Origin of the sequence: Beijerinckia sp. 28-YEA-48, assembly GCF_900104955.1 — a bacterium.
Classification (GTDB): domain Bacteria; phylum Pseudomonadota; class Alphaproteobacteria; order Rhizobiales; family Beijerinckiaceae; genus Terripilifer.
Window position 1 is genome coordinate 4,104,825 of the sequence record NZ_FNSI01000001.1, and the last position, 23,790, is coordinate 4,128,614.

Below are 23,790 nucleotides of genomic sequence, written 5' to 3' on the forward strand. Positions count from 1 at the left end.
CTTGGACTGGAACGCGCGCCTCAGCGCAGATAGGCCTTTTCGAGCTCCCGCATGCGTGCATCGCCTTGCAGGGCAAACACCTCGGCGACCGAGGCGATGTCGTTTTCCACTCCAGCAATGCCGCCTTCGGCCAGAATACGCCGAAAGGTGCTTTGCATCGCGGCGACGGCGGCACGAATGGCATGGTTGCCGCAGATGATCAGCCCGACCTTTTCCAGGGCGCCGACATCGGCGAACGAGAGTTGCGGATAGCTCGTCGGCACCAAAACCAGCGGCACCTGCCCCGGCCAGGCCCGGCAGAATGACAAGATTTCGTTGGGTGTCTTCTGCTTGCTGTGAATCAACACGGCGTCGGCGCCCGCCTCGACATAGGCGCGGCCACGGGCCAGCGCCTCCTCTTCGCCCAAGCCGGCGATAAGCGCTTCCGTGCGCGCCATCACCAGGGCGCCACCAGCAGCCGCCTTGGCCGCTTCGATCTTGCCCTGGAACTCGCCAACCGAGACCAATTCCTGCCGACCACCGGCGCGCAGGCTGCTGTCTTTCGGAAAGGTCTTGTCTTCCATGACGACCGCTGCCACGCCAGCCGCCACATAGCGCGGCACGACATAGGCAACGTTGACCGCGTTGCCGAAGCCCGTGTCGATATCGGCGATGACCGGGGCATCCTGCGCCTCGCCGATCGCGCGCATCATCTCGAGATGCGTATCCATCGCCAGAATATTGGCATCGGGCACCGCATAAGAGGCCGACAACTCGAAGCCGCTGCCCCAGATGGCATCAAAGCCCGCGCCAGCGGCGAGTTTGGCCGCAAGCGGATTGTGCGCGGCCATGGCAAGCGCAGGTTTGCGGACGTCGAGCTTAGCGCGAAGCGCTGCAGCCTTGGGGTTATCCTGCACCATGGTGTCGCCCTTCGTCCAAACATTCGTTGATGGAATGCTATATCGGACTCACGGCAATAGGGGTCAACCTCAGGCGTCGTCCCTGCTCTAGTTCGTGACCAGCGCCAGCACGCGCAGCGGGCTGCCGGAGCCGTTCTCGATCTTCAGCGGCGCCGATACGATCATCGCGCCTGTCGGCGGCAGCTGGTCGAGATTGCACAGGCATTGCAGGCCGTAGCGGCCAGCGCCATGCAGGTAATGATGCGCCGGCAGAGGTGGATCGAGATGGAAGGCTTGGCCCCAGTCGGTACCGATGGTCTCAGTCCCAAAGCCGATGACACCACGTTCATGGACGAGCCAACGCATGACTTCGGCATTTGGCCCCGGGGTGTGGGCGCCGTCATCCTTCAAATTGGCGTAGTCGCGGAAATTCCGCTTCGACCAATCGGTGCGCAGCAGCACCCAATGACGTTCGGGAATGCGGCCGTGCTTGGCCTCCCAAGCTTCGACGATGGGAACAGTCAGCAGAAAATCCGCGTCTTTCGCGGCCTCCGCCGAACAATCGATGACGCAGGCCGGCGCGATCATGTCCTGAACCGGCAGCGTGTCGACCGCATTGTTCGGCAGGTCTTTGCCGGTGTGCCAGTGAATCGGCGCGTCGAAATGGGTGCCGGTATGTTCACACAGCGTGATGTTGTTCCAATACCAGCCGGGCCCGGCATCGTCATAGCGCGAGATGCGCTGAATGCGCATCGGCATCGCCTGACCCACTTCCGGCGGCAGAACGATAACGGGGAAGTCGGGGCTCAAGGTGAATGTCAGATCGACAATCCTGACCTTGCCGGATGCAATCGCCAAAGCGAAATCCTGAAGCGGCGATTTATCCATGACCCATCTCCAACTGAATTTACGAGAATTATTCGCCGAGTTCGCGCTCAAGCGCTTTCGGATTGGCGGCGAAACGCTGGCGGATTTCTTCGGCGACATCGCCAACGAAAACATCTTCGAGACCGTTCTTCAGCCCCCGGATAAGCCCGGTGGCGAGAACACGCGGCGCCAGTTTCGGCGGTGGCACGGTCTGGAACCATTCAGTGTCGAGCGGCCCGGTGAACACATTCATCACCCGCACGCCGCCTGGCCGCAGCTCGGCACGCAAACATTGCGACAATGACAAGCAGGCCGCTTGCACAGCGGAATATTGGCCGAACTTCGGCCAGTTGGCGAAGGCATAGACCGAGAGAATATTGACCCAGGCAGCGGCGCTGTTGACGACGCCATCGGCGCCGCGCATCCGCATCACCGGACCAAAGGCCTGCGCCAGATGCAGGAAGGTCAGATAGCTCTGTTCAATCTCATCGACCGATGTGCTGGTGCCATGACGATCGAGTAGTCCGCCGCCACGGATATGTTCGGCGGTGTTGACGAGGATATCGATCTTGCTGCCGATGTCCGCCGCAAGATCAAAGGTCGATTTTTCATCGGCCGCGTTGAGCGGCACGATGGTGACGCCCTCCATGGCGCGTAGCGCCGCTTCGCCCGGAAAGGGCTTCCAGGCATCGGCGATACCGACGAAGACGATGGAAGCACCGGCTTCCTTCAGCGCGCGGACGACCTCCTGGCCGATGACCGTGCGGCCATTGGTGACGAGCGCGCGCCGGAATTTCGGATCGGCGGTCATTTCCCGCCATTGCTTGTCATCGCTCATGTGCGGCGTCTCTGTCTGAGGTTGGGCGAAAGCGACCGGCTGGCCGGCCTTATCGATCTGCAGGCTCATGCGCACCGTGTCGCCTTCCTTGCAGTCGCCATGCAGGTGCGCGACCATCGTCGGGCCGGCCTCGAGTTTGACGAGACCGATACGCCAGGGGGCGCGTTCGCGGAAATAGACGTCGGCTGGAATGTGCAGCGTGGTTTCCGACAGGATGACGCCACGGCGCGGCGCATCCTTAAAGACCAGATCATCCGACAGGCACACCGGGCAGGCATCGCGCGCCGGATAGGTGAAGTTGCCGCAAGCGGCGCAGCATTGCAGAGCGAAGCGTCCTTCGGCCGCGGCCCTCGTCAGCTCATGGGAGGTGCGGCTGCGCCCTTGCGGCGGCAGGGTCGGCAAGCGGGAGCGGAGAAGCGGATTTTTGCGGCGGGGGCGGATGAGGGGCTCGGTCATGACGTGGCTCCCGCCAGGATCGCTGCGCCCGAGGACAGACCGCGATCATAATTGATCATGCCGAAGCCGGACGCGAGACCTACCTTGGCGTTCTTGACCTGGGTTGGCCCAGCGGTTCCCAGCACCTGACGCGCGGCCTCGGTGAGGCCAATATAGGCCCCGGCCGCACCGGCCTGCCCGGCCGAGAGCTGGCCACCGCTGGTGTTATGAGGGAAATCGCCATCGATCGTCAGATCGTGCTGACGCACGAATGCGGCGCCTTCGCCCTTCTTACAGAAACCGAGATCCTCGAACTGCATCATCGAGATCACCGGATAATCGTCATAGGTCTGAACGAAATCGAGATCCTGCGGCTTCACGCCCGCCATCGCGTAGAGTTCATCGATATCCATCGCCCAGCCGCCGCGCACCTGCATGGGATCATTGCCGAAGGCGTTGTGACGCTCGATGGTGCCGAGCAATTTCGCCCCGGTGATGCCAAGCGCCTTGGCCGTCTCCTCGCGCATGACCAGAAAGGCCTCCGCGCCGGCGCAGGGCATGACGCAATCAAACAGATGGATCGGATCGGCGATCGGACGCGCCGCCATATATTGATCCAACGTCAGAGGCGCCTTCATCAGCGCATGCGGATTGCGCAGAGCATTCGCCCGCTGCGACACGGCGATCCGGCCCAGATCCTCGCGCTCAACGCCATAAGTGCGCATGTAATTGCGGGCGATCAGTGCGAAACTGCCGTTCGCGCCACCGGCGCCATGGGGATAGACCGCATCCGACGAGAAGCGCGAGAAATTCTCCAGCGTGCGGCGGAAGGAATCGACGTGATTAGTGTCGCCGGCAACGCAGGCGATGATATCGGCGTCATGCGCTTCGACGGCACGGGCGGCGCGACGCAGAGCCGCGATGGCGCTGGCGCCGCCGAGCGGAATGTGATCGAGCCAGCGCACGCACAGGCCGAAATGCTGGGTGAGGCCAATGCCCGTATCCATCCCCAGGGTGAAGCTCGACACGCAGAAGCCGTCGATGTCGCGGGGGGTGATGCCCGCCGCCTCGGTCAAAGCCTTCAGCGCGCGTCCGATCCACCAATGGGCGCTTTTGATGGAATAGCGCGCATAGGGAATGGTGACGGGCGCGGCCACGACAACCTGATCATAGGGCCTGCGCAGAAAACCAGACATAGGGAGCTTTCAAGATAGAAGAGCGATGGGTGGAGCAGGCATTTTCAGACCGGCGAAACGCCGACGCTGGCTCCACCACAGACATAGAGCACCTGGCCGGTGACAAAGCTCGATTGCGGTTGGGCGAAGAACAAAACCGCATTGGCCACATCTTCCGGCGACCCCAGACGCCCGGCGGGGATGGATTTGGCGATGGCGCTTTCCAGATCGCTGCCGGCGGGCACAAGCTCCTGAAACATCTGCGTCGTGCCGATCGGCCCCGGCGCCACCATATTCACGGTGATGCCGTGTGGCGCCAGTTCCAGCGCCCAGGTGCGGCCCATGCCGATAATCCCAGCCTTGGTGGCGGAATAGGCAGTGCGGGTGACGACGCCAAGGGCGGCGCGCGAGGAAATAAGGATCACGCGCCCCTCACGCCGCGCCTTGAAGCCAGGAAGAAACGCCTTGAGGAGAACCAACGGAGCGGCAAGATGCAGCCGGGTGAGCGTGACAAGATCCTCGGGGCTCGCCGCCTCGACGAGATTGGGCAGGATGATACCGGCATTGTGGACGAAATGACTGACTGGGGCCGAGCGCGCCAATTCAGTTGCCACCTGTTCTGTCGCGGCCGCGTCCAAGAGATCGATGTCGATGGCCTTCAGCCGCACGTGCGACCAATCCGGCTTCTGCCGATCGAGCGACGCGACGTCGTAATTGGCGGCGAGGAGCGCTTGACATATGGCGGCGCCGATCCCGACACTGCCGCCAGTCACCACCGCTAACTTGCGTTCCGCCTTCTTTGCTTTCATCACCAACTCACATGAACAATTGAATATTGCCGAAAGCGGCGTCGCAATTGACGATATCAACGCGCTTCATCTTGATGCGCAGGGTGCCATCGACCCACGCCAGTGTGTGCGTTGCCCAGGCGGCATAGAGTTTCTGCTCGTCGAGGCGCGTCTCGACATAATGCATCGGCGTCCACAAGACATAACTGCCCGCCGCATCGTCGCGCTGATCGACCTGCGGCACCTGCAGCACGTGATGGCAACGGCTCTTCGGTTTCTGGCTGAAGGTGCGGGCGCCTTTCAGCCGTTCGACGCGAATTTTGAGCAATAGCTTGTCTTCATACATCAAGGATGTAGTCAGCCGCGGATCTGTCTGGCCCCATTCCAGCGGCATCCAGTAAATGCCGTCTTCAGCGAAGAGATCGAGCCATTCCTCAAATCGATGCTGGTCGATCAGCCGGGCTTCGCGCACGACAAAGTCTATGAGGTCCTGATTGGAAGGAACTGCCATCTACCTCACTCACATCGACATCGTCATGAACTTATTCCAGGCCTGGAACTGGTTGCGCATCTGCCATTCGCTGGTGCCGTTCGTGACGGCCTCGGCACCCTGGTTCTCGCCGGGTTCATAAAGGCGCTGCAGATTGACCCATTGATTGCCATCGACATGCAGGCCTTCCTGGGCGCGTTCGTACATTTCCAAATCGTCATGCCCGACGATCGACGTCGGTGCATTGATCAGCCGATTGTACATCACCGTGCGCTGAAGCAGGAGATCGGGCGCGCCGACAAGCCGGAACGTCCAGGATTCGACCAAGGTCTTGTCGGCTGCCAAAGGTTTGAAGAGCCGCAGCAGTTGGATCGGCCCCTTCATCATCATGTTCGGATAATAGATGGTGTTATGGCGGTTCTCGTTGAGGATCGCGTGGGCGCGCTCCTCGCCATAGGCCTGCGCCATCATCTCGCTATAACCGGGCACGCCCGAATAGTCGGAATGGATCGACTTGGTCACACCCGTATGGCCATGGCCATTGGGCCAGACCCGAATGCCCATGCCTTCATAGAATTCATAAGGCGACATGAAGGGCGCATAGATCTCGACCGCCATCGGCTTGGGCGTGCCAGGCGGCGCGTTTTTCCACACTTCGATCGTCGTGCCGGCCGAGGATTCATGCGCCACCATGGGATGGCAGGTGTCGGTCTGGTTCTCGACCAACATTTTCCAATTGCAATTGTGCATATAGCGCAGAACGCCGCCGGCCACTTCAAGCCGGCCAACCGGCGAACGATCGACCATATTGTCGATGCTCGACAAGCTGCCGCCGAAAAATTCCTCGAAACCAGGCCCTTGATCGTTGAGCTTGGCGAAGACGAAGCCACGGTAATTATGCACATGCTTGACCGGGCTCAGGCCCTGCTTGGCTTGGCTGGTATCGAACCCGGCATGTTCATAGCCCTTGCGCAGAGGGACGCCGAGCAGCGATCCGTCGGTGCGGAAGCTCCAGGCATGATAGGGACAACGGAACATTTTGCCGGTGTTGCCGCAGGTTTCCGTGGTGATCCTGGTGCCCTTATGCGGGCAGCGGTTGTGCAGCACATAGACCTTGTCGTCGCTGTGCCGCACCATCAGCACCGGCTGGTTGCCGATGCTGGTGCCGAAATAGTCGCCGGCATTCGGCACCTGGCTGTCGTGACCGACATAGACCCAGGTGTTGCGGAACAGATGCTCCATTTCGAGTTCGAAGATAGCGGGATCGACGTAAACATCGCGATGCACTTCGGCGTCACGGACCAGCGCGCGGACGGCATCGATATTGTTTCGATATTTGTCCATGGCTTCCTCGCTGCTTTTGGCTGTTTAGAGATCAAGGATCAAAGAGGCACGCCCCGATTGGGCGCATTTGAACGGCCACGCCACCCCGGCGGCAACGTCGACAAGCGGATCATAATCCGTGCGCACGGACAGCGGATCAATTTCGATGGGTGTGAGAACCGCTGCACACAGCGGCGTTCCACCCGACGGGCAGATGAACGCGCGCCGGGGCGCGGATTTGCGAACGCCTGTCTCGATCCGCCCACTCATGACTGAATGCAAGGCCTCCCGTCGATCGCGAAGCCGGTACGGCCGGAGTTCGTCGGATCAAGATCCGGCGGGACTGCTGGGAGCACGCTCCGAATTCAATGAACTTCAATCATAAAGTAGTTTGCTCGTCAATCATCGGAACTGCCGCCCAGCTTGCGACCAGCCGCAACGCAAATCCGATTGCACAGAGCTTGATCAAAACGCACCGCAAAACATCAATGATCATCGCTTTTTTCAGCAATAACCATGGGCATAATCGGGAAATCACTCCCTATCGTTTCGCGATCGTCACTCCAAATTTACAGCGCCAGCATCTCGTCGCGATTGAAGCGAGTTGACGTTCATCGATTTATCATTTTATGTATAAAGGAATTACCGTCAGCACATCGGCTAACGAGGGGACCGATATGATGCCTGGGAGCAGCATGCTGTGAGACAGCCGGCCGGGGAATTCTTAGGCTTGGCATTATCTCTTCTCTGGCGCCGCGCTGGAGAAAGCTGAGCATGGAACGCGTTGCCGTTTCCAGTTCAGACTGCAGCCCGCCGTTGCTGCCCGATGAAATCTCGCACCAGAGAGGCGAACGTCTCGGGCATCTGATCTGGAAATGGCACCATCGCGCCTTCGACATCCCGCAAAACGCTCCCCGTGATCGCCTGAGCGACGCGGGACGCGGCCGGATAGGCATGCGGATCGAGGCATGGGGCCAGAACAAGCGTCGGGCAACGCACCGCGCCAATGCGCGCTTCCATCACATAGCGATTGACGGCCCTGTGGCCTTCGGCAGCCAAAGGCCCGGCGCGCAGGGCATCGATCATGAAACGGCTCAGAAGCGCCGTATCGCCAATGGGATAGAACGGCTGGCGCCGACGCCACAACTCGGCCAGATGGGCGCCATCGGCGCGTATGTCGACGTCGTCGATGACTTGAGCGTTGCCATGCTTTTCACGTCGCGTGGCATCGACGAACGGACAGGCCGAAAGAACCAAAGCGCTCACACGCTGCGGCGCGGCGGCGGCGATCTCCAGTGCGATCGCCGCACCGGTGTGATGGCCGACAACAGCAGCTTCAACAATGCCAAGTTCATCGAGCAGGGAGAGCGCTGCGCGCGCCCAATTCTCGATGGACACCTGTCCCGGCGGCAAGCTCTGCGATGCACCGAAGCCCGGCGTGTCCATCGCGGTGACGCGAAACGATCGTCCCAGCAACGGCAGAACATCGCGATACTCGTCCCACGAACGCGGCGTTTGGTGCAGCAACAGAACAGGGTAACCTTCTCCAGCACAAGCAACGTGAAGTCGTCCCGACTTTGTTGCAACGAAGGAGGTTTGCGTTCGAGACGTATCTATCTGGCTCGGCACTTGCTTGCCTTTCGGGCTCATTGTTCGTGTCTTGCATTCCTGACTTGACCCGAAGCTAGAACACTCGATGCTGAACCAGCAAATATTAAGAATACGAGGCGAAGAATTCGGAGAGGGAGACTACATATGCGCGCGTTGAAACTTCTGCTTTCCTTGTCAACGGCATTGGCATTGGCAACCTCGGCATCCGCTGAGATCCGCATCGGATTTGTAACATCGCTCAGCGGCGCCGGCTCCTCCATCGGCATTCCCTATGGCCGTGGCGCCACGGCTGCTTATGAATATCGCAGCGAAGTCGGCGGCGAGAAGATCAAGCTCATCCAACTCGATGATGGTTCCGATCCTTCATCGGCAACGCGTAACGCCCGCAAACTGGTCGAGGAAGAAAAAGTCGACCTTCTGATCGGCACGGCGACGGCGCCATCGACCATCGCCATGGCCGCGGTTGCCGCCGAACTCAAAACGCCGATGATCGCTGTTTCGCCAATCAACCTCACTGCCAGCGGCGAGCAATGGGCTATCGCGGTCCCTCAGCCGGCCACCTTGCTTGTCAAAGTCGTCGCCGATCGCATGGTCCGTGACGGTGTCAAGAATGTCGGCTTCATCGGCTTTTCCGACGCGTGGGGCGACCTCGTCTATACTGGCGCGAAGGCCGCCGAACAGGCCGGCCTGATCAAGGTGCTGACCAACGAACGCTATGCGCGCGCCGACACCTCCGTGACCGGCCAGATCCTCAAGGTTCTCGCCGCGCGCCCCGATGGCGTACTCAATGGCGGCTCCGGCACCCAGGGCGCTCTGCCGCTGCTATCGCTCTCCGAGCGCGGCTACAAGGGCAAGAACTACGGCACCGTCGCGCTGATCAATCCTGACTTCGTGCGTGTCGGCGGCAAAGCAGCTGAAGGCATTCAGGTGTCGGCTGGTCCTGTGATCGTTGCCGAGCAATTGCCGGACAGCCATTACGCCAAGAAGATCTCGATGGATTTCCGGGCCGCCTATCAGAAAGCCATCGGCGCACCGACAACCGACGTCTTCTCGGCTTATGCCTTCGACGGCTGGCTGATCTTCCTGGGTGCGGCCGAGCGCGCGCTCAAGGTCGCCAAGCCTGGCACGCCGGAATTCCGCACAGCTTTGAAGGATGAAATCTTCAAGACCAAGGAACTGGCGGGCACCCATGCCGTGTACAATTTCAAGCCGGGCGAAACCTATGGCGTCGATGATCGAGCGCTGGTGATCGTCAAGCTCGAAAACGGCACCTGGAAATATGCGCCTTAATCCGGCGAATGGCCCGCAAGGGAGAAGGTCTCTAGCACATGACGCCTGATATTGCGGCGATCCTTGGTGTAGATGGCATCGCGACCGGTGCCATCTACGTTCTGGTCGCGATCGGTACCGTTCTCATCTTCACCGTCACACGCGTGATCTTCATTCCGTTTGGAGACATCGCCGCCTTCACGGCGCTGACGCTCGCGGCTCTGGATACGGGGCAGGTTCCCGGCACGATTGGCCTTCTGGCCGGCCTTGCCTGCCTCGCCACGGTCATTGAAGTCACGTCGTTGGTCCGCAAACAGGACTATCGCGAGATCCCAAGCGCCTTACTGTATTATCTGGTCATACCGCTGGCCATCGCGCTGGCCGTGCGGCTGCTCATCCCATTGGCGCCGCCTCTGCCGGTTCGCCTCGCCATGGCGCTGCTGCTCATCCTGCCGATCGCGCCCCTGCTCGATCGCATCGTCTTCCGCCCCATCGCCGATGGAACAGTGCTGCTGCTGCTGATCGTCTCCGTCGCGCTACACTTTGCTCTGGTAGGGCTGGGACTGTTGTTCTTTGGCCCGGAGGGGGTGCGCACCGAGCCGCTGACGTCCTACCATCTCGACGTCGCCGGCATCATCCTGTCGGGCCAGACGATCCTCATCGTGGTCGCGGCGGTCGTCTTCAGCGCGCTGCTGTTCCTGTTCTTCGATTTTACGCTGGTGGGCAAATCGCTGCGCGCCACGGCGGTCAATCGCACGGGCGCGCGGCTGATGGGTATTCGACCGGCCCGCGCCGGCACGGTCGCTTATCTTCTTGGTTCGCTGATGGCCGGCGTCTCGGGCATTCTGATCGCGCCGGTCAACACCATCTTCTACGACTCCGGCTTCCTCATCGGCCTGAAAGCCTTTGTCGGCGCCATCATCGGCGGATTGAGCAGCTATCCCGGAACCGCGATCGGCGCCCTGTTCGTCGGCATTCTGGAAAGCTTCGCCTCTTTCCAAAGCAGCGCCTTCAAGGACGTGATCGTTTTCTCCATGCTGATTCCCATCCTCATCTGGCGATCCCTCGCGACGCTCCATTCGGAAGAGGAAGTTGACGAATGAGGCGCTCTCAGATTCTCCTCATCGGCGCGCTCGCCATCCTTTGCCTTGCCGCCGCGCCGCTGGTTCTCGGCTCATTCTCCGTGACCTTGCTGAACTATATCGGGATCTATTCGCTCGTCGCGATCGGCCTGGCGCTTCTCACGGGCGTCGGCGGTATCGTTTCCTTCGGTCAGGCTGCCTTTGTCGGCATCTCCGCCTATGCGACGGCTTGGCTATCGGCCACGAACGGCTATTCGCCCTGGCTCGGCCTGATCCTTGGCGTTGCGCTGACGTGCAGCATCGCGGCCTTTCTGGGCGTCGTCACCCTGCGGCTCAAAGGACATTTTCTGTCGCTGAGCACCATCGCCTGGGGCCTGGCGATCGCCTATATGTTTGGCAACATCGATGGGCTCGGCAACTACAACGGCATTGCCTCGGTTCCGCCGATTTCGATCGGCAGCATCGAACTGATCCGAAGCACGCAGATCTATTATCTGATCTGGGCCATTGTCGTCATCGCCGTCATTGTCTCCTACAACATGCTCAACTCGCGCGTCGGGCGTGCCATGCGCACGTTGCGCGGCGGCGATACGCTGGTTGAGAGCCTGGGCGTCAACGCCTTCTGGATCAAGCTTGCCAGTTTCATCATCGCGGCCTTTCTGGCGGCCATGTCCGGCTGGCTCTATGCGCATATGAGCCGCTTCGTCAGCCCGACGCCGTTTGAAGCGGGGATGAGCATCGAGTATCTGATGATGGCGATGATCGGCGGCGCCGGCAGCGTGATCGGCGGCATCGTCGGCGCGGCCATCGTCACCATCCTCAAGAACAGCATCCAGGACTATCTGCCCTTGATCGCCAAGGGTGCGTCCGGCCAGCTGGAAATCGTCGCCTTCTCGGCCCTGTTCATCCTGTTCCTGCAACGGGCCCGGCAAGGCATCGTGCCTTTCGTCAGCAAGTTCTTGCCCGAACCCATCCGCGAAGCGCCACCACCCGCACCACCCCTGCCGCGCCGGACGCAGCCGCCGCCGGGAGAGACCATTCTCAAAGTGGATTCAGCCGTGCGTCGGTTCGGTGGCCTGGTGGCCGTGAACGAAGTCAGTTTCGAAGTCCGCTCCGGCGAGATTCTCGGCCTGATCGGACCCAACGGCGCCGGCAAGAGCACCATGTTCAACCTCATCACCGGGGCATCGAAGCTGAGCGGCGGCGAGATTGCCTTCCAGGGCACATCGGTCGCCAACAAGCGGCAATATCAGATCGCCAAGGCCGGCATCGCCCGCACCTTCCAGCATGTGAAGCTGCGGCCGCGCATGACCTTGATCGATAATGTCCTGCTTGGCACCTATCCGCGCACCAAGACCGGCTTCCTGCGCGGCGCATTGCGGCTGAACAAGGAAGAGGAAGCGAGTGCGTATCAGGAAGCGCTCGCGCAGCTGAAGCGCGTCGGCCTCGGCGACAAGCCGTTTGAACTAGCCGGCAATCTGCCACTTGGTAGCCAACGTGTACTGGAAATCGCTCGCGCCTTGGCCGCCGATCCGGTTCTGCTGGTGCTCGACGAACCGGCAGCCGGCCTGCGACGGCAGGAGAAACTCCAGCTCGCGGCGCTCCTCAAATCGCTACGCTCCGACCATCTGACCATTCTCCTGGTCGAGCACGATATGGATTTCGTCATGGGGCTGGTCGACCGTATCGTCGTGATGGATTTCGGCTCCAAGCTTTGCGAAGGCGAGCCCAAAGACATCCGCAGCGACGCGCGCGTTCAGGAAGCTTATCTCGGGGCTGTCGCATAATGGCTTTATTGTCGATCGAGAACGTCTGCGTGTCCTATGACAAGGTCGAGGCGGTTCATAACGTCTCGCTGTCCATCGAACCTGGCCAGATCGTCACCGTGATCGGCCCCAACGGCGCCGGCAAGACGACGCTGATGATGGCGATCATCGGGCTCCTTAAATCATCTGGGCGGATGGAATATCTCGGCCAGGATCTGTCGCGGCTCGATGTCGAGAGCCGCGTCGGCCAAGGCCTCTGCCTCGTGCCCGAGAAGCGTGAACTGTTTCACGACATGTCCGTCTACGACAACCTGATCCTAGGCTCCTACAGCCGGGAGGATCGCTCGCAGGTGCCGCAGGACCTGGACAGTGTGTTCGACCGCTTTCCCCGCCTGAAGGAACGGCGCAAGCAATTGGCTGGCACATTGTCCGGTGGCGAGCGGCAGATGCTGGCGCTCGGCCGCGCCTTGATGAGCCGGCCGACACTGTTGATGCTGGACGAGCCGAGCCTGGGTCTCGCGCCGCTGATCGTGAGGGAAATTTTTCGCACCATCGCCTCGTTGCGGGAGCTCGGTGTGTCGATCCTTCTGGTCGAACAGAACGCCCGCGCCGCGCTCGAAACGGCCGATTATGGCTATGTCATCGAGACCGGCGAGATCGTCCAGTCAGGTCCAGCGAACACGCTGATCCACGACGAGAAGCTGATCAGCGCCTATCTCGGCGGCCATTAAGGCTTCGCGCGCGGGCGCAGGTTCAGACGCTCGTCGCGGGCACAGGCGTGGCGCCAGGCGTGCCGGTTTTGAGAGCCTGATCGCGTCCGCCAAAGCGTGCGACGAGTGCCGCCTGATCGGCTCTAGCACGACGATCGACTGCTTGCGGATCGACAAGATCGTTCAGACGCTGACTGAAGCGGACCACGGTTTCGCGATGCTCGGAGCTTTCAGCAAGATTGTCCGTCTCACCAGGGTCCGTCACGAGATCGAACAGTTCGGGCTCAAAACCTTCGTAGTGATGGAACTTGTAGCGACCATCGGCGAGCATGAAAGCCGCGCCAGCCGAACCCACCGCGTGATATTCACTGAATGCCAGACGCTCACCGTTATCGGGTTGGTTGGCGAGATCGCGCAACGAGACATTGGTGCTGCGAACTTGGTTTTGCGGCACACCTGGGCCAGCAACCTGCGTGTCCTAGCTGCATGCCTTTCCGGCGGGCGATGGGACAGAACGGGCTTGACTTATTGTTCCTGATTTGTTCTCATACGCCAGCTACCCGCCGAATGGGTTTGCCGATCTTTTCTTGCGTGCCAGTGCCTCAGCCGCGCGGGGCGCGGGAGGTGCCTTATGACTGATGTGACTTATTACGTGGCCCTGCCCTTCGTAGCCAACGAGGAGGGCGACCTGGTGGCGGGCGAAGCCCGCGACTTCCAGAGCGGCTACGCCGCGACGCGCGGCGCCAAGTCCATGGCGGCGGTGAGTGCCGGCGCCATCGCCTTCTCGCGCACGGGAGACCCGACCGCCGGCGATTTCGCACCGGCGGTGATCATCGCCCGGTTCGGTGAAACCCCTAACGAGGTTGAGTGACCATGCGTGCTTTAGCCAGACACATTGCCCGTCCGTTCCACCATCAAGACGCCATTCAACACGCCGTGCGGCGGGAGCTGGTCGCCGAGGTCAAGCGCGAGCTGATCCGCACGCCAAGCTGCCAGCGCGAAATCTCCATTGAAGGCGACGATGGCCAGGTGGCGCTCACCCTGCACGGCTCAGCACCCGAACGCGTGCTGTTTTCGCCAAGCGAGGCACGCAAGCTCATCGCCGAGATCGAGCAGGCGCTGAATCGCGGCTTCGGGCGGGATATGGATGCGATCCGGCGTGGGAGCGCGATGTAGCGGCCAGCGTTCCTGGGGCAGTATTGCCGGCGAGCTGCACCCTATATCAGGGGACACTGTAGCTCGTTTCAGGCGGAACATTATCGCGCTTGGCAGTGCTAGGCTCTTGGCGCCACCAATGACAATTAGTTCCCCATTTAACTGGCACCACATTTCGAGCGACATTTGTCTTCAATTCGAAGAATGCCATCTGCCGATAGCTCCAGCTATAAACTTTGCAGTTCTTCAGAACAGCAGCGTGAACAAAATACATATCTACCCAAAACAATCGATCAGCAGATTCCGCGAATGAATGGGAGATAACTGCCTCGGGCTGCAGTTGCACGATGGCTCGCTCTTTGACTTTGTCGAGAACAAACATGCTGAGTGGCACGATCACCAACGCAAATATCGCGGCTGAAATAAACGCCGCCCAGCGCGATTTGATCCACATCGAAACCATAACGGTCGCGATCACACCTACAAGTATCGGTATGAGCACGTACCAATTTGGTAAAAAGAAGATGCCAAACAGAGTCAGCGGAGAGCTGAAGTAGAAGAGGCTACAAACAATCAGCGTCAGAATCGCAATAGCGAAGCGCCAAGCGCAGCCGCTGAAGGGCTCGCAACCTCTGTCGGCAAAGGCCAGAGGTTCGTCATCCCGAGATGATGCATGTTGGCCACGCACATCAGGAGGCATAGGCAACGACCAAGGACGGAAACATCCCGCTTCGCTACTTCTTCTGGTTGCCGGCGAAAGCCGCCGTCAGGCCGAGGCCGATGAAGAGCGTGCCGGTGATATAGCGCTCGCTCTTCAGGAATGTGCCGTTGCCTTTCAGCCAGTGGCGGGCGCTGCCGGCGGCGAGCGCATAGCATGTATCGGTGATCAGGCCGAGCCCGGTGAAGAGAAAGCCGAGCACAGCCATCTGCATGGCGACATGGCCGCGTTCCGGTTCGACGAACTGCGGCAGGAAGGCGAGGAAGAACAGCGCCGTCTTCGGATTAAGCAGATTGACGACGAAACCGTCGCGAAACAAGCGACCATGGCCGTGCACCGGCGCAGCCGCCGTACCGGCCTCATCGCGGCCAAAGATCTTCTTCAGACCGAGCCAGATCAGATAGGCCGCGCCGGCATATTTGACGATGGAAAAGGCAAGCGCCGAGGCAGCGAGGATGGCCGACAGGCCAAGTGCGGCCGCTGCCACATGCACCAAGGTCGCTGTGTGAACCCCAAGGATCGACACCAGGCCGGCGCCACGGCCCTGGGTCAGCGAACGGCCGATGATATAGAGCACCGCCGGCCCTGGAATGATGAGCAGAACAAAAGCGGCGCTGAGGAACAGGCCAAGATTGGTCGCGCCGGGAACAACAATCTCCATCATGCAGTCCCTTCGCTCAAAACATGTCTCGGCTATCAAGCCTAGAGCTTTTCCGGTTCTGTTTCCATCAGAACCGAAAGAGCTCTAGTTTTCTGCTAGACGCATTTTCTTCACGCGAACCGGCCTCCACTTCGCTCGAAAATGCTTTGGCTACTGCAATCGCGTCAACCGCGTTATTTGGCGATCGTCACATTGCTCTCGACATTGGCCGGCGTCGTGTCGAAAACGATGAGGCGCACAGGCTCGTCGCCGATGTTGCGGCCGAGATGGTTCTGGCCGATCATTTCGATCACCACGTCACCTGGCTTGTAATGGTAGATTTGATTGCTATCGCGGTTCTCGACCTCGAGCTGACCCTGCAGCACATAGGCGAAGCGCGGAAACGGATGCTGGTGTAGCGGCAGCACCGCGCCCGGCGCGATGATGTATTCGCCGGCGACCACCCGGCCCGGCCCCTGCGGAAAGACGATTGGTTGACCAGAGACCGTGGTGGTCGTCGACATGATCGGCTTGACGCGCACGGGCGCCGGCACGAAGGGCGGTTGTGTCGCTTGCGGCGCCGGCAGGGTCACCGGACCTTCGGCGCGAACAGCGACCGACGCAGCACCGAAAGCGAAAAGCGCGACCAATAAAGCCGGAGCGGTGCGGCGCATGAGATTCTCCCTAGACAATGTCCGGCGCTCCGCGCCGACGACGCCCTTCCTACCAGGGGCGATCCGCCCGGAAAACCTCAATGCTTAGAAACGCCTAACGAAAGCTTCTTTGGCGCATTTTCTTTATCGGCTAATGCCGCAGACCCGGTGCCTCCTGCCCGGTGCGCGCGACATATTCATTATAGCCACCACCATATTGGTGGATGCCTTCGGGCGTCAGCTCCAGCACGCGGTTCGACAGCGCGGCGAGGAAGTGCCGGTCATGCGAGACGAACAGCATGGTGCCCTCGTAATTGCCGAGCGCCTGGATGAGCATTTCCTTGGTCGCGATGTCGAGATGGTTGGTCGGCTCGTCGAGCACCAGGAAGTTCGGCGGATCGAACAGCATTTTCGCCATCACCAGACGCGCCTTCTCGCCACCTGACAGCACGCGGCATTTCTTCTCGACGTCATCGCCGGAGAAACCGAAACAGCCAGCGAGCGCGCGCAACGACCCTTGCCCTGCCTGCGGGAAGGAATCCTCCAACGACTGGAACACGGTACGGTCGCCATCGAGCAGGTCCATGGCGTGCTGAGCGAAATAACCCATCTTGACGCTGCCACCGAGCGCCACCGTGCCATTGTCGGGCTCGGTGGAGCCGGCGACCAGTTTCAGCAAGGTGGATTTACCAGCGCCGTTGACGCCCATGACGCACCAGCGCTCCTTGCGGCGCACGGTGAAATCGAACCCTTCATAGATGGCGCGATTGCCGTAGCGCTTGTGCACGTTCTTGAACGCCACCACGTCGTCGCCGGAGCGCGGCGCCGGCTGAAATTCAAACATCACGGTCTGGCGGCGGCGCGGTGGCTCGACGCGATCGATCTTCTCGAGCTTCTTGACGCGGCTCTGCACCTGCGCGGCATGGGAGGCGCGTGCCTTGAAGCGCTCGATGAACTTGATCTCTTTGGCGAGCATGGCCTGCTGGCGCTCGAACTGCGCCTGCTGCTGCTTCTCGTTGAGCGCGCGTTGCTGTTCGTAGAATTCATAGTCGCCCGAATAGGTGGTGAGCGTACCGCCGTCGATCTCGATGATCTTGCCGACGATGCGGTTCATGAAGGCGCGGTCATGCGAGGTCATCAGCAGCGCGCCCTCATAGCCCTTCAAAAACTCTTCCAGCCAGATCAGGCTTTCGAGATCGAGATGGTTGCTCGGCTCGTCGAGCAGCATGGCATCGGGGCGCATCAGCAGAATGCGCGCCAAGGCGACGCGCATCTTCCAGCCGCCTGACAAGGCGCCGACATCGCCGTCCATCATCTCCTCGGTAAAGCTCAGGCCGGCGAGTACTTCGCGCGCCCGGCCGTCAAGCGCATAGCCATCGAGTTCTTCGAAACGAGCCTGCACCTCGCCGTAGCGCTCGATCAGGCTTTCCATTTCGTCCGCCCGGTCGGGATCGACCATAGCGGTTTCCAGTTCCTTCAGTTCGGCGGCGACGGTCGAGACCGGTCCCGCCCCGTCCATCACTTCGGCGACGGCGCTGCGGCCGGCCATTTCGCCGACGTCCTGGCTGAAATAGCCGATGGTGGTGCCCCGATCGACGCCGACCTGGCCTTCGTCCGGCAGCTCCTCACCCTTGATCATACGGAACAAAGTGGTCTTGCCGGCGCCGTTGGGGCCGACGAGACCGATTTTTTCGCCCTTCAGGAGCCCTGCCGACGCCTCGATGAAAAGGATCTGGTGGCCGTTCTGCTTGCTGATGTTTTCAAGGCGGATCATGGGGAACCGAAGGCTGGTTTTTCAGGGATTTGCGCCGCTCTATGGCACGGGCCGGCGTCATCCAGAATGTGACGAAGGGTCCTGTTGCGACGATCTGACCGGGCCGGACAGGAAAAAGCCCGAGATAAGCCTGGACTTTATCGAAGATTAACCAAACCGGCGCTGAATGAGCTTCGTTCAAGTTTGTGCTTCTGTTGAGTAAAAATCGATGCAGTTCAGCCCAGTTTCGTCAGGCGGCGTGGCCCTGCCGCGCCGTCGCCTGACCCGCCGCGGCACTTTTCTCTCAGCAGTGGCCCTTTCCGCACTCCTGGTCGCGACGATCGGGATCGGCGGCCATTTGGCCAGCCAGCACGACATATCGAGCCTGACCGGGGTTTCCTACGAAGTAACCGGCAGCATCGCGCCGACGCAGGCGCTCGAACCGGCGCTTTCACCGGCACGCCGGGCAATGGCCGCGACCACCGACGACTACGCCCTGATGATGCAGCCGACGCCGACCCTGCCGGCAGGCGTCATGGCCTTCCGCCAGGACGCACCGCTGACGCCGGGCTTCCGCATCGCCCGCGCCATTCCCGAAGCGCCGGCAGAACCACAAACTTACTTGCCGCAAAGCGATATGCAGACTGCGCGGGCCGAGCCAGTTGAAGTGGAGCCGGTTGAACAGGCGCCGCAGGCGATGGCCAACCTGGAGCCCGCCGCTCTCGATCCCGCGCCCATCCCCATGCCCGTACCGCGCCCGCCGGAGCTGCGCTTCACCGAGCCGCGCACCGAGGCCCGTAACAACCGGCAGACGCAGCGGGCGCAGACGACCGTCGTGCCGGCAACACCGCAGACCGCCGACAATCGCTCCTTCTTCGAAAAGCTGTTCAACCCGCAGCCAGCCGGAGCACCGGGCCCGGCGCTCGCCTATGCGTCGCCGGAAGCCGACATCAATCTGCGCTCCGCCCCATCGATCAACCCGGCGCCCAATCCGGCCGTCACGGCTGGCACCGCCGTCTACAATATCTCCGCCCGCGCCGTGACCTTGCCGAACGGCGAAGTGCTCGAAGCCCATTCCGGCCTCGGCGATAAGCTGGACGATCCCAACTACGTCCATGTGCGCATGCAAGGCGCGACGCCGCCCGGCACGTACAATCTGGTCGAACGCGAAGCGCTGTTTCACGGCGTGCGCGCCATCCGCATGAATCCGGTTGGCGGCAGCGGCGCCATTCACGGGCGCGGCGGTATTCTCGCCCACACCTACATGCTGGGACCGCGCGGCGATTCCAACGGCTGCATCTCCTTCAAGGACTACAACCGCTTCCTGCAGGCTTATCTGCGCGGTGAAGTGCGGCGCATCGTCGTCGTCACCGGACGCGGCGACGCGCTGCCGAGCTTCGCCTCGCGCCGCAACGGCCGTAACGTCGCCGCGAACGCAGGTGGCGTGTAGGGTTTAACCCGCGCCGAACACCAGAGCATGATGCACGCCGGCACCGGCCATGACGCCATCGGCTGAAGCAAACGTGGCGTTGTGCATAGGCCTTGCGATATCTCCCGCCGCATAGACGCCGGGCACACTGGTTTGTTTCATCGCATCGGTTTGAATGACGTGCCCCATCGGCCCGTCCTCGAGCGCGCAGCCCAATTGCTCGGCGATCGCACATTGGAAGGACGTGCGCGGCGCGACAAAGAGGGCGGCGAGTTCGACAAAGCGTCCATCGGCGAGACGTATGCCTGATAGCGCAGGCGCTTCGCCTTCGAGCGCCACGATCCGCTCCGGTTCGATCGTCACGTTGCGCGCGGCCAGACGCGCTGAGGTTTCGGCATCCGGTCTGTCGCCGCCATTGAGGAAAAAGGTCGTCGGTCCCCAATCGGCAAGGAGCTGCGCCTGGATCGCCGAATGCGCATGGGAGCTGATCACACCCAGCGGGCGATGCAGGAACTCGTAGCCGTGGCAATAGGGGCAATGATTGACCGTCTCGCCCCAGCGTTCCGTCAGACCTGGAATGTCGGGTAATCCATCCCTGAGACCGAAGGCGAGAATGAGCTTGCGTGCGGCAAGCTGGCCGCCATCGGCGAGGGTGACGGCGTAACCGTTTTCCTCGGCGGCGGCGTTCGACGCTTGGCCTTCGACGAAGCGCACGCTGGGATAAGCGGCCAGCTTGGCGCGGGCCTGCGCCAGCATCTGGCGCGGCGGCATGCCGTCCTGCCCGAAGAAACCGTGCGAGGCTGCGGCGAAGCGATTGCGCGGTTGGCCGCTGTCGATAACGCAGACCGCGCGATTGGCGCGCGCCAGCTGCATGGCGGCGGAGAGGCCGGCGAAACTGCCGCCGATGATGAGAGCGTCATATTGCATGGGTCTGGCTTTCCAGATTCAGGCCACGGGCGGCGAGCTGGCGATTGAAGTCTTCCGACAAGGCGGCCAGCGTTACGGTTTTCAGATGCTTGGCGAAGACGCTCTCGGCTTCACGGAAGGCATCATCGAGCGCGCGGTTCACCGCCTGTTCGACGAGGCATTCCGGCGTTTCGCTGCGATGCCCCATGGCGATGACGGTGGGTTCGCCGACGGCGGCGTAAATGTCCGCCAGAGTCACCTTGGCCGGATCGCAGGCGATGAGCCAGCCGCCGCCGTGGCCTTTGGCCGAGGTGACGAAGCCCTGCTCGCGCAGGCCGGCCATGACCCGGCGGACGACGACCGGATTGGTCCCCATCATCAAGGCCAGATGTTCGGAGGTGGCTGGCGCCTTGCTGCCGAGCATGTGCAAAAGGACATGCAGGACGCCGGAAAGTTTGCTATCGCGCTTCATGCAACTTTATATGTTACATGATAGCGGAAGAGTCAAGCACCCGCCGAAGCGGGTGCTGACAAGGCGATTTGAAATATAGCCCGTCCGGGCAAAATCGCTTTGCGATTTGCCCTAGCGTAGCGAGATCGACAGGCCGCTCAGATCGACATTGGCGATCAGGCCTACCTGCCGGCCTTCGAGGCGCAGGACCGCGCCCTTATTGTTCTGCAGCACGATAGCCCCGGCGCCGACGCCGACCGCACCGCCAGCGCCGACGGCGCCGTAGACACCCGCGACATCGGAGGCGCGGCGGATATTGGTCACCCGGCCCCGCAAGTTGGCCTGCGACGCGCCAAAGACCAAGCCGGCGCTGAGACCGCCGATCGATAGGGGATAGTTACGACCGCGGAAGCGCAATACGCCGTCCCCGCCAGAGGCCCCAACGAAGAAGCCGCCCTTGACGATATTGATGCGGACAGCGCCGCTATCGGCCAAGGCGGCCGAAGACCCGGCAACAGAAGCGACGGCAACGGAAGCACTGAAAGCAACCGCACCAAGGAAAGAGGAAATCCGCATGTTCTGCTCCGTTCAAAAGTAACCGACACGCCCCACATATTCCCGGCTCATGGCGCGGGAAATAGCGAGCGGACCTGGCTAGATAGCAATCTTTATCAGCTGATAAAGTTCCATCCGAGGCCGGCTAGGCAGATGGGCACGCTCCAAATCGATCGGCAAGGGCTAAAAGTCACGACGGGCCGAAACACCTCGACATTGCACTTTCACCGCTTCATTTTTCGTTTGCCGGAGCGCCATGCTACAGCGGCATTGATTTGGCCAACGCGCCGGCCCGAAGCATGAAGACACAGGGAATGGATATGCAGACGACGCCAAGAGCACCGGGAGCTGGACTGCCGGAACAATTGCAAGGCAAAGACATCATTGTCGCGCCGGGCGTCTATGATGCCTTCACGGCCTTCGTCGCCGAACGCGCCGGCTTCTCCTGTCTCTATCTCTCCGGTGCGGCCGTCGCCTATACGCGGCTGGGGCGGCCGGACATCGGCCTCGTCACGGCAACCGAAATGGCCGAAACCCTGTCGCTGATCACGGCGCGCGTTGCCTGCCCGATCATCGTTGACGGCGACACCGGCTATGGCAATGCGCTCAACACGCAACGCACCGTGCGCCTGTTCGAACGCGCCGGCGCGGCGGCGATCCAGATCGAAGACCAGACCTTTCCGAAACGCTGCGGCCATCTGCGCAACAAGAGCGTCATCGCCGCCGGCGAAATGGTCGGCAAGATCAAGGCTGCCGTCGATGCCCGCGCGTCCGAGCGCATGCTGGTGATCGCGCGCACCGATGCGGCGGCGGTGGAAGGGCTGGAGCCAGCCTTGGAGCGCGCCGCGCTTTATGCGCAGGCCGGCGCCGACATTCTGTTTATCGAAGCGCCGCCGTCGCGCGACGATCTCGCCACCATCTGCACGCGGTTCGGCGGCCAGCGGCCGCTGTTGGCCAATATGGTGGAGGGCGGCCGCACACCGTCGCTGACCGCCACCGAACTCGCCGCCATCGGCTTCAAGCTGGTGATCTTCCCTGGCGGCATCGTGCGCGCCTTCGGCAGATTGACGCAGGATTATTATGGCAATCTGCGCCAGCAGGGCAGCAACGCGGCGCTGAAGGATAGTATGCTCGATTTCGATGAGCTCAACGACCTGCTCGGCACCGAAGCCCTGTTGGCCGACGCGGTGCAATACGAAGGCTGAAGGCCAGTTAAATGACCGCTGCGCAAAGCGCAGCGGTCCTATCCTCGACTACTTCGCGTCGAGGAATTTATTGGTGTAGAGCGTCTCGGCTTCGCCGGGATTGCCGATCTTGTTCTCGCGCAGCGCGCTGACGCCAGCCTGCCAGAGCTTGGGAACATTGCGCATCAGGTTCTCGCGCCCTTCCGAAAGCCAGAGCTGGTCGATCGTCGCCTTTTCCTGAGCCACGACGCTGTCGAGATCGCGCATACCAGGGATTTCGAAATCCTTGGCGGCGCGCTCGAAGATCGGCTTCAGCGGCTTGTCGACCATTTCCACGGCCGAGGCGTGCAGCGCCCGCACCGCGCGGGTCAGGATCGCGCCCTTCTTTTCCGCCGTCTGCTGGGTGACCACATAGGTCTGGCCCGGCATCGGCGCGTAGCGGTCGATCGACCAAGCGAGAATCTCTTCCTTCATGTTCTGCAGCGCGATAACGACGAGCAGCGAACCAAAGAAGCAATCGACACGGCCCTGTTTGACGAATTGCATGGCGCCAGGGCTGTTGCCGGTGGCTTCACGCTTGACGTCATCAGGCTTGAGACCCGCTTTAGCCAGAACCAGATCGAGCAAGATGTCGCTGGTGCCACCACGTGTCACCAGGCCGACGGTCTTGCCCTTCAAGTCTTCGGCCTTTTCGATCGGCTTCGACTTCGGGCTGATCATGTGGAATGTGCCGCCTTGGTAGATGGTGGCGATCGACACCAGCGGCACATTGGTCTGGCCCTTAGCCAGCATGACATCGAGGCTGGCGGCGCGCAGGATATCGACCTGGCCGGCAACAAGTTGCTGCATGGCCTGCGCACCACCTTGGCCGCCAATGATCTTGGCGTCGAGATTTTGCGCAGCAAAATGGCCGCCCGAGACCGCATTCATCATTTCGATGAAGTCGGGAATGAAGCCGAAGGGGGTCATCAGGGAGACCTGATCGCGCGTCTGCCCGCGAACGATCGCCGGGAAGCCTAACGACGCGGCGGTGGTGGCCGCCGCGGATGTTTTGATAAACCTACGCCTGTCTAACATCTCATACTCCCCCTTCGCTTATAGACGGCTTATGCCG

General features: G+C 61.4%; 28 protein-coding genes. 9 read left to right on the forward strand and 19 right to left on the reverse strand.

What is annotated here, in order from left to right; translation table 11 throughout:
• Nucleotides 1–20: 20 nt before the first annotated feature.
• The 8 genes from BLW50_RS19180 to BLW50_RS19215 form a co-directional block, all read right to left on the reverse strand.
• Entirely contained in the window at nt 21–899 is an 879-nt protein-coding gene (locus BLW50_RS19180) for a phosphonopyruvate hydrolase (protein ID WP_090705480.1), read from the reverse strand.
• Nucleotides 900–986: 87 nt separating this feature from the next.
• A complete protein-coding gene (locus tag BLW50_RS19185; protein WP_170850249.1) occupies nt 987–1,766 on the reverse strand; it encodes a cyclase family protein in 780 nt (259 codons plus the stop codon).
• A 28-nt stretch (nt 1,767–1,794) separates the two neighbouring features.
• Nucleotides 1,795–3,039: an SDR family NAD(P)-dependent oxidoreductase gene (locus BLW50_RS19190; protein WP_090705484.1), complete on the reverse strand. Its 1,245-nt coding sequence runs from the start codon at nt 3,037–3,039 to the stop codon at nt 1,795–1,797.
• Nucleotides 3,036–4,214, reverse strand: coding sequence for a thiolase family protein (locus BLW50_RS19195; RefSeq protein WP_090705485.1), 1,179 nt, complete (start codon nt 4,212–4,214; stop codon nt 3,036–3,038). Before BLW50_RS19195 ends, BLW50_RS19190 begins: the two co-directional genes overlap by 4 nt.
• Before the next feature lie 44 nt (nt 4,215–4,258).
• Complete coding sequence (locus BLW50_RS19200; RefSeq protein WP_090709373.1) at nt 4,259–5,002, reverse strand: SDR family NAD(P)-dependent oxidoreductase; 744 nt, start codon at nt 5,000–5,002, stop codon at nt 4,259–4,261.
• A gap of 7 nt (nt 5,003–5,009) precedes the next feature.
• Nucleotides 5,010–5,492 (reverse strand): aromatic-ring-hydroxylating dioxygenase subunit beta, encoded by a 483-nt coding sequence (locus tag BLW50_RS19205; protein ID WP_090705487.1) that lies wholly within the window; start codon nt 5,490–5,492, stop codon nt 5,010–5,012.
• Nucleotides 5,493–5,501: 9 nt separating this feature from the next.
• Entirely contained in the window at nt 5,502–6,815 is a 1,314-nt protein-coding gene (locus BLW50_RS19210) for an aromatic ring-hydroxylating dioxygenase subunit alpha (protein ID WP_090705489.1), read from the reverse strand.
• A gap of 24 nt (nt 6,816–6,839) precedes the next feature.
• The gene (locus tag BLW50_RS19215; protein WP_090705491.1) at nt 6,840–7,064 is read right to left on the reverse strand and encodes a hypothetical protein; all 225 of its coding nucleotides are present in this window, start codon (nt 7,062–7,064) and stop codon (nt 6,840–6,842) included.
• Nucleotides 7,065–7,162: 98 nt separating this feature from the next.
• Between BLW50_RS19215 and BLW50_RS19220 the strand changes: the two genes are divergently transcribed.
• Nucleotides 7,163–7,402 carry a hypothetical protein gene (locus BLW50_RS19220; RefSeq protein WP_090705494.1) on the forward strand — a complete coding sequence of 80 codons (240 nt, stop codon included), beginning with the start codon at nt 7,163–7,165 and terminating at the stop codon, nt 7,400–7,402.
• Between the two features lie 190 nt (nt 7,403–7,592).
• Here BLW50_RS19220 and BLW50_RS19225 read toward each other — a convergent pair whose 3' ends face one another.
• Complete coding sequence (locus tag BLW50_RS19225) at nt 7,593–8,321, reverse strand: alpha/beta fold hydrolase (protein WP_210186101.1); 729 nt, start codon at nt 8,319–8,321, stop codon at nt 7,593–7,595.
• A 228-nt stretch (nt 8,322–8,549) separates the two neighbouring features.
• Here BLW50_RS19225 and BLW50_RS19230 point away from each other — a divergent pair, with 228 nt between their 5' ends.
• The 4 genes from BLW50_RS19230 to BLW50_RS19245 are packed head-to-tail and all read left to right on the forward strand — an operon-like array spanning nt 8,550 to nt 13,253.
• Nucleotides 8,550–9,695, forward strand: coding sequence for an ABC transporter substrate-binding protein (locus BLW50_RS19230; protein ID WP_090705499.1), 1,146 nt, complete (start codon nt 8,550–8,552; stop codon nt 9,693–9,695).
• A gap of 38 nt (nt 9,696–9,733) precedes the next feature.
• Nucleotides 9,734–10,777 carry a branched-chain amino acid ABC transporter permease gene (locus BLW50_RS19235; protein ID WP_090705501.1) on the forward strand — a complete coding sequence of 348 codons (1,044 nt, stop codon included), beginning with the start codon at nt 9,734–9,736 and terminating at the stop codon, nt 10,775–10,777.
• Nucleotides 10,774–12,543, forward strand: coding sequence for a branched-chain amino acid ABC transporter ATP-binding protein/permease (locus BLW50_RS19240; RefSeq protein WP_090705504.1), 1,770 nt, complete (start codon nt 10,774–10,776; stop codon nt 12,541–12,543). The genes BLW50_RS19235 and BLW50_RS19240 overlap by 4 nt, the downstream gene beginning before the upstream one ends.
• Nucleotides 12,540–13,253 carry an ABC transporter ATP-binding protein gene (locus BLW50_RS19245; RefSeq protein WP_090709375.1) on the forward strand — a complete coding sequence of 238 codons (714 nt, stop codon included), beginning with the start codon at nt 12,540–12,542 and terminating at the stop codon, nt 13,251–13,253. Before BLW50_RS19240 ends, BLW50_RS19245 begins: the two co-directional genes overlap by 4 nt.
• A gap of 22 nt (nt 13,254–13,275) precedes the next feature.
• Here the strand turns inward: BLW50_RS19245 and BLW50_RS19250 are convergent, their stop codons facing one another.
• The gene (locus tag BLW50_RS19250) at nt 13,276–13,686 is read right to left on the reverse strand and encodes a hypothetical protein (RefSeq protein WP_090705507.1); all 411 of its coding nucleotides are present in this window, start codon (nt 13,684–13,686) and stop codon (nt 13,276–13,278) included.
• 177 nt (nt 13,687–13,863) lie between these two features.
• Here BLW50_RS19250 and BLW50_RS19255 point away from each other — a divergent pair, with 177 nt between their 5' ends.
• A complete protein-coding gene (locus BLW50_RS19255) occupies nt 13,864–14,103 on the forward strand; it encodes a hypothetical protein (protein WP_090705509.1) in 240 nt (79 codons plus the stop codon).
• Entirely contained in the window at nt 14,100–14,408 is a 309-nt protein-coding gene (locus tag BLW50_RS19260; RefSeq protein ID WP_139267681.1) for a hypothetical protein, read from the forward strand. The genes BLW50_RS19255 and BLW50_RS19260 overlap by 4 nt, the downstream gene beginning before the upstream one ends.
• A 46-nt stretch (nt 14,409–14,454) precedes the next feature.
• Here BLW50_RS19260 and BLW50_RS19265 read toward each other — a convergent pair whose 3' ends face one another.
• The 5 genes from BLW50_RS19265 to BLW50_RS30740 all read right to left on the reverse strand — a co-directional run bounded on the left by BLW50_RS19265 (nt 14,455) and on the right by BLW50_RS30740 (nt 18,353).
• A complete protein-coding gene (locus BLW50_RS19265) occupies nt 14,455–15,087 on the reverse strand; it encodes a hypothetical protein (protein ID WP_090705513.1) in 633 nt (210 codons plus the stop codon).
• A gap of 34 nt (nt 15,088–15,121) precedes the next feature.
• A complete protein-coding gene (locus BLW50_RS19270; RefSeq protein ID WP_090709377.1) occupies nt 15,122–15,766 on the reverse strand; it encodes a LysE family translocator in 645 nt (214 codons plus the stop codon).
• Between the two features lie 173 nt (nt 15,767–15,939).
• On the reverse strand, nt 15,940–16,419 hold the full coding sequence (locus BLW50_RS19275; protein ID WP_090705515.1) for a cupin domain-containing protein: 480 nt from the start codon (nt 16,417–16,419) through the stop codon (nt 15,940–15,942).
• A gap of 130 nt (nt 16,420–16,549) precedes the next feature.
• Nucleotides 16,550–18,172: an ABC-F family ATP-binding cassette domain-containing protein gene (locus tag BLW50_RS19280; RefSeq protein WP_090705517.1), complete on the reverse strand. Its 1,623-nt coding sequence runs from the start codon at nt 18,170–18,172 to the stop codon at nt 16,550–16,552.
• A complete protein-coding gene (locus BLW50_RS30740) occupies nt 18,159–18,353 on the reverse strand; it encodes a hypothetical protein (protein WP_170850250.1) in 195 nt (64 codons plus the stop codon). Before BLW50_RS30740 ends, BLW50_RS19280 begins: the two co-directional genes overlap by 14 nt.
• 27 nt (nt 18,354–18,380) lie before the next feature.
• Between BLW50_RS30740 and BLW50_RS19285 the strand changes: the two genes are divergently transcribed.
• Entirely contained in the window at nt 18,381–19,601 is a 1,221-nt protein-coding gene (locus BLW50_RS19285) for a tlde1 domain-containing protein (RefSeq protein WP_090705520.1), read from the forward strand.
• 3 nt (nt 19,602–19,604) lie between these two features.
• Here BLW50_RS19285 and BLW50_RS19290 read toward each other — a convergent pair whose 3' ends face one another.
• From BLW50_RS19290 to BLW50_RS19300, 3 genes are all read right to left on the reverse strand, one after another.
• A complete protein-coding gene (locus BLW50_RS19290; RefSeq protein ID WP_090705523.1) occupies nt 19,605–20,507 on the reverse strand; it encodes an NAD(P)/FAD-dependent oxidoreductase in 903 nt (300 codons plus the stop codon).
• The gene (locus tag BLW50_RS19295) at nt 20,497–20,958 is read right to left on the reverse strand and encodes an Rrf2 family transcriptional regulator (RefSeq protein ID WP_090705526.1); all 462 of its coding nucleotides are present in this window, start codon (nt 20,956–20,958) and stop codon (nt 20,497–20,499) included. Before BLW50_RS19295 ends, BLW50_RS19290 begins: the two co-directional genes overlap by 11 nt.
• 111 nt (nt 20,959–21,069) lie before the next feature.
• Nucleotides 21,070–21,513 (reverse strand): lipid-binding SYLF domain-containing protein, encoded by a 444-nt coding sequence (locus BLW50_RS19300; RefSeq protein WP_090705528.1) that lies wholly within the window; start codon nt 21,511–21,513, stop codon nt 21,070–21,072.
• A 299-nt stretch (nt 21,514–21,812) separates the two neighbouring features.
• Here BLW50_RS19300 and BLW50_RS19305 point away from each other — a divergent pair, with 299 nt between their 5' ends.
• A complete protein-coding gene (locus BLW50_RS19305) occupies nt 21,813–22,697 on the forward strand; it encodes an isocitrate lyase/PEP mutase family protein (RefSeq protein WP_090709379.1) in 885 nt (294 codons plus the stop codon).
• 48 nt (nt 22,698–22,745) lie between these two features.
• Here BLW50_RS19305 and BLW50_RS19310 read toward each other — a convergent pair whose 3' ends face one another.
• Complete coding sequence (locus BLW50_RS19310) at nt 22,746–23,753, reverse strand: ABC transporter substrate-binding protein (RefSeq protein WP_090705530.1); 1,008 nt, start codon at nt 23,751–23,753, stop codon at nt 22,746–22,748.
• Between the last annotated feature and the right edge of the window lie 37 nt (nt 23,754–23,790).

Excerpts from the sequence above, each read along its gene's own strand:
- BLW50_RS19255 (WP_090705509.1), top strand. The coding sequence starts at position 13,864 with ATGACTGATGTGACTTATTACGTGGCCCTGCCCTTCGTAGCCAACGAG.
- BLW50_RS19270 (WP_090709377.1), bottom strand. The coding sequence starts at position 15,766 with ATGGAGATTGTTGTTCCCGGCGCGACCAATCTTGGCCTGTTCCTCAGC.
- BLW50_RS19210 (WP_090705489.1), bottom strand. The coding sequence starts at position 6,815 with ATGGACAAATATCGAAACAATATCGATGCCGTCCGCGCGCTGGTCCGT.
- BLW50_RS19305 (WP_090709379.1), top strand. The coding sequence starts at position 21,813 with ATGCAGACGACGCCAAGAGCACCGGGAGCTGGACTGCCGGAACAATTG.
- BLW50_RS19280 (WP_090705517.1), bottom strand. The coding sequence starts at position 18,172 with ATGATCCGCCTTGAAAACATCAGCAAGCAGAACGGCCACCAGATCCTT.
- BLW50_RS19220 (WP_090705494.1), top strand. The coding sequence starts at position 7,163 with ATGAACTTCAATCATAAAGTAGTTTGCTCGTCAATCATCGGAACTGCC.
- BLW50_RS19290 (WP_090705523.1), bottom strand. The coding sequence starts at position 20,507 with ATGCAATATGACGCTCTCATCATCGGCGGCAGTTTCGCCGGCCTCTCC.
- BLW50_RS19310 (WP_090705530.1), bottom strand. The coding sequence starts at position 23,753 with ATGTTAGACAGGCGTAGGTTTATCAAAACATCCGCGGCGGCCACCACC.
- BLW50_RS19205 (WP_090705487.1), bottom strand. The coding sequence starts at position 5,492 with ATGGCAGTTCCTTCCAATCAGGACCTCATAGACTTTGTCGTGCGCGAA.
- BLW50_RS19180 (WP_090705480.1), bottom strand. The coding sequence starts at position 899 with ATGGTGCAGGATAACCCCAAGGCTGCAGCGCTTCGCGCTAAGCTCGAC.
- BLW50_RS19235 (WP_090705501.1), top strand. The coding sequence starts at position 9,734 with ATGACGCCTGATATTGCGGCGATCCTTGGTGTAGATGGCATCGCGACC.
- BLW50_RS19265 (WP_090705513.1), bottom strand. The coding sequence starts at position 15,087 with ATGCCTCCTGATGTGCGTGGCCAACATGCATCATCTCGGGATGACGAA.
- BLW50_RS19230 (WP_090705499.1), top strand. The coding sequence starts at position 8,550 with ATGCGCGCGTTGAAACTTCTGCTTTCCTTGTCAACGGCATTGGCATTG.
- BLW50_RS19185 (WP_170850249.1), bottom strand. The coding sequence starts at position 1,766 with ATGGATAAATCGCCGCTTCAGGATTTCGCTTTGGCGATTGCATCCGGC.
- BLW50_RS19300 (WP_090705528.1), bottom strand. The coding sequence starts at position 21,513 with ATGCGGATTTCCTCTTTCCTTGGTGCGGTTGCTTTCAGTGCTTCCGTT.
- BLW50_RS19240 (WP_090705504.1), top strand. The coding sequence starts at position 10,774 with ATGAGGCGCTCTCAGATTCTCCTCATCGGCGCGCTCGCCATCCTTTGC.
- BLW50_RS19275 (WP_090705515.1), bottom strand. The coding sequence starts at position 16,419 with ATGCGCCGCACCGCTCCGGCTTTATTGGTCGCGCTTTTCGCTTTCGGT.
- BLW50_RS19285 (WP_090705520.1), top strand. The coding sequence starts at position 18,381 with ATGCAGTTCAGCCCAGTTTCGTCAGGCGGCGTGGCCCTGCCGCGCCGT.
- BLW50_RS19195 (WP_090705485.1), bottom strand. The coding sequence starts at position 4,214 with ATGTCTGGTTTTCTGCGCAGGCCCTATGATCAGGTTGTCGTGGCCGCG.
- BLW50_RS19215 (WP_090705491.1), bottom strand. The coding sequence starts at position 7,064 with ATGAGTGGGCGGATCGAGACAGGCGTTCGCAAATCCGCGCCCCGGCGC.
- BLW50_RS19190 (WP_090705484.1), bottom strand. The coding sequence starts at position 3,039 with ATGACCGAGCCCCTCATCCGCCCCCGCCGCAAAAATCCGCTTCTCCGC.
- BLW50_RS19295 (WP_090705526.1), bottom strand. The coding sequence starts at position 20,958 with ATGAAGCGCGATAGCAAACTTTCCGGCGTCCTGCATGTCCTTTTGCAC.
- BLW50_RS19200 (WP_090709373.1), bottom strand. The coding sequence starts at position 5,002 with ATGAAAGCAAAGAAGGCGGAACGCAAGTTAGCGGTGGTGACTGGCGGC.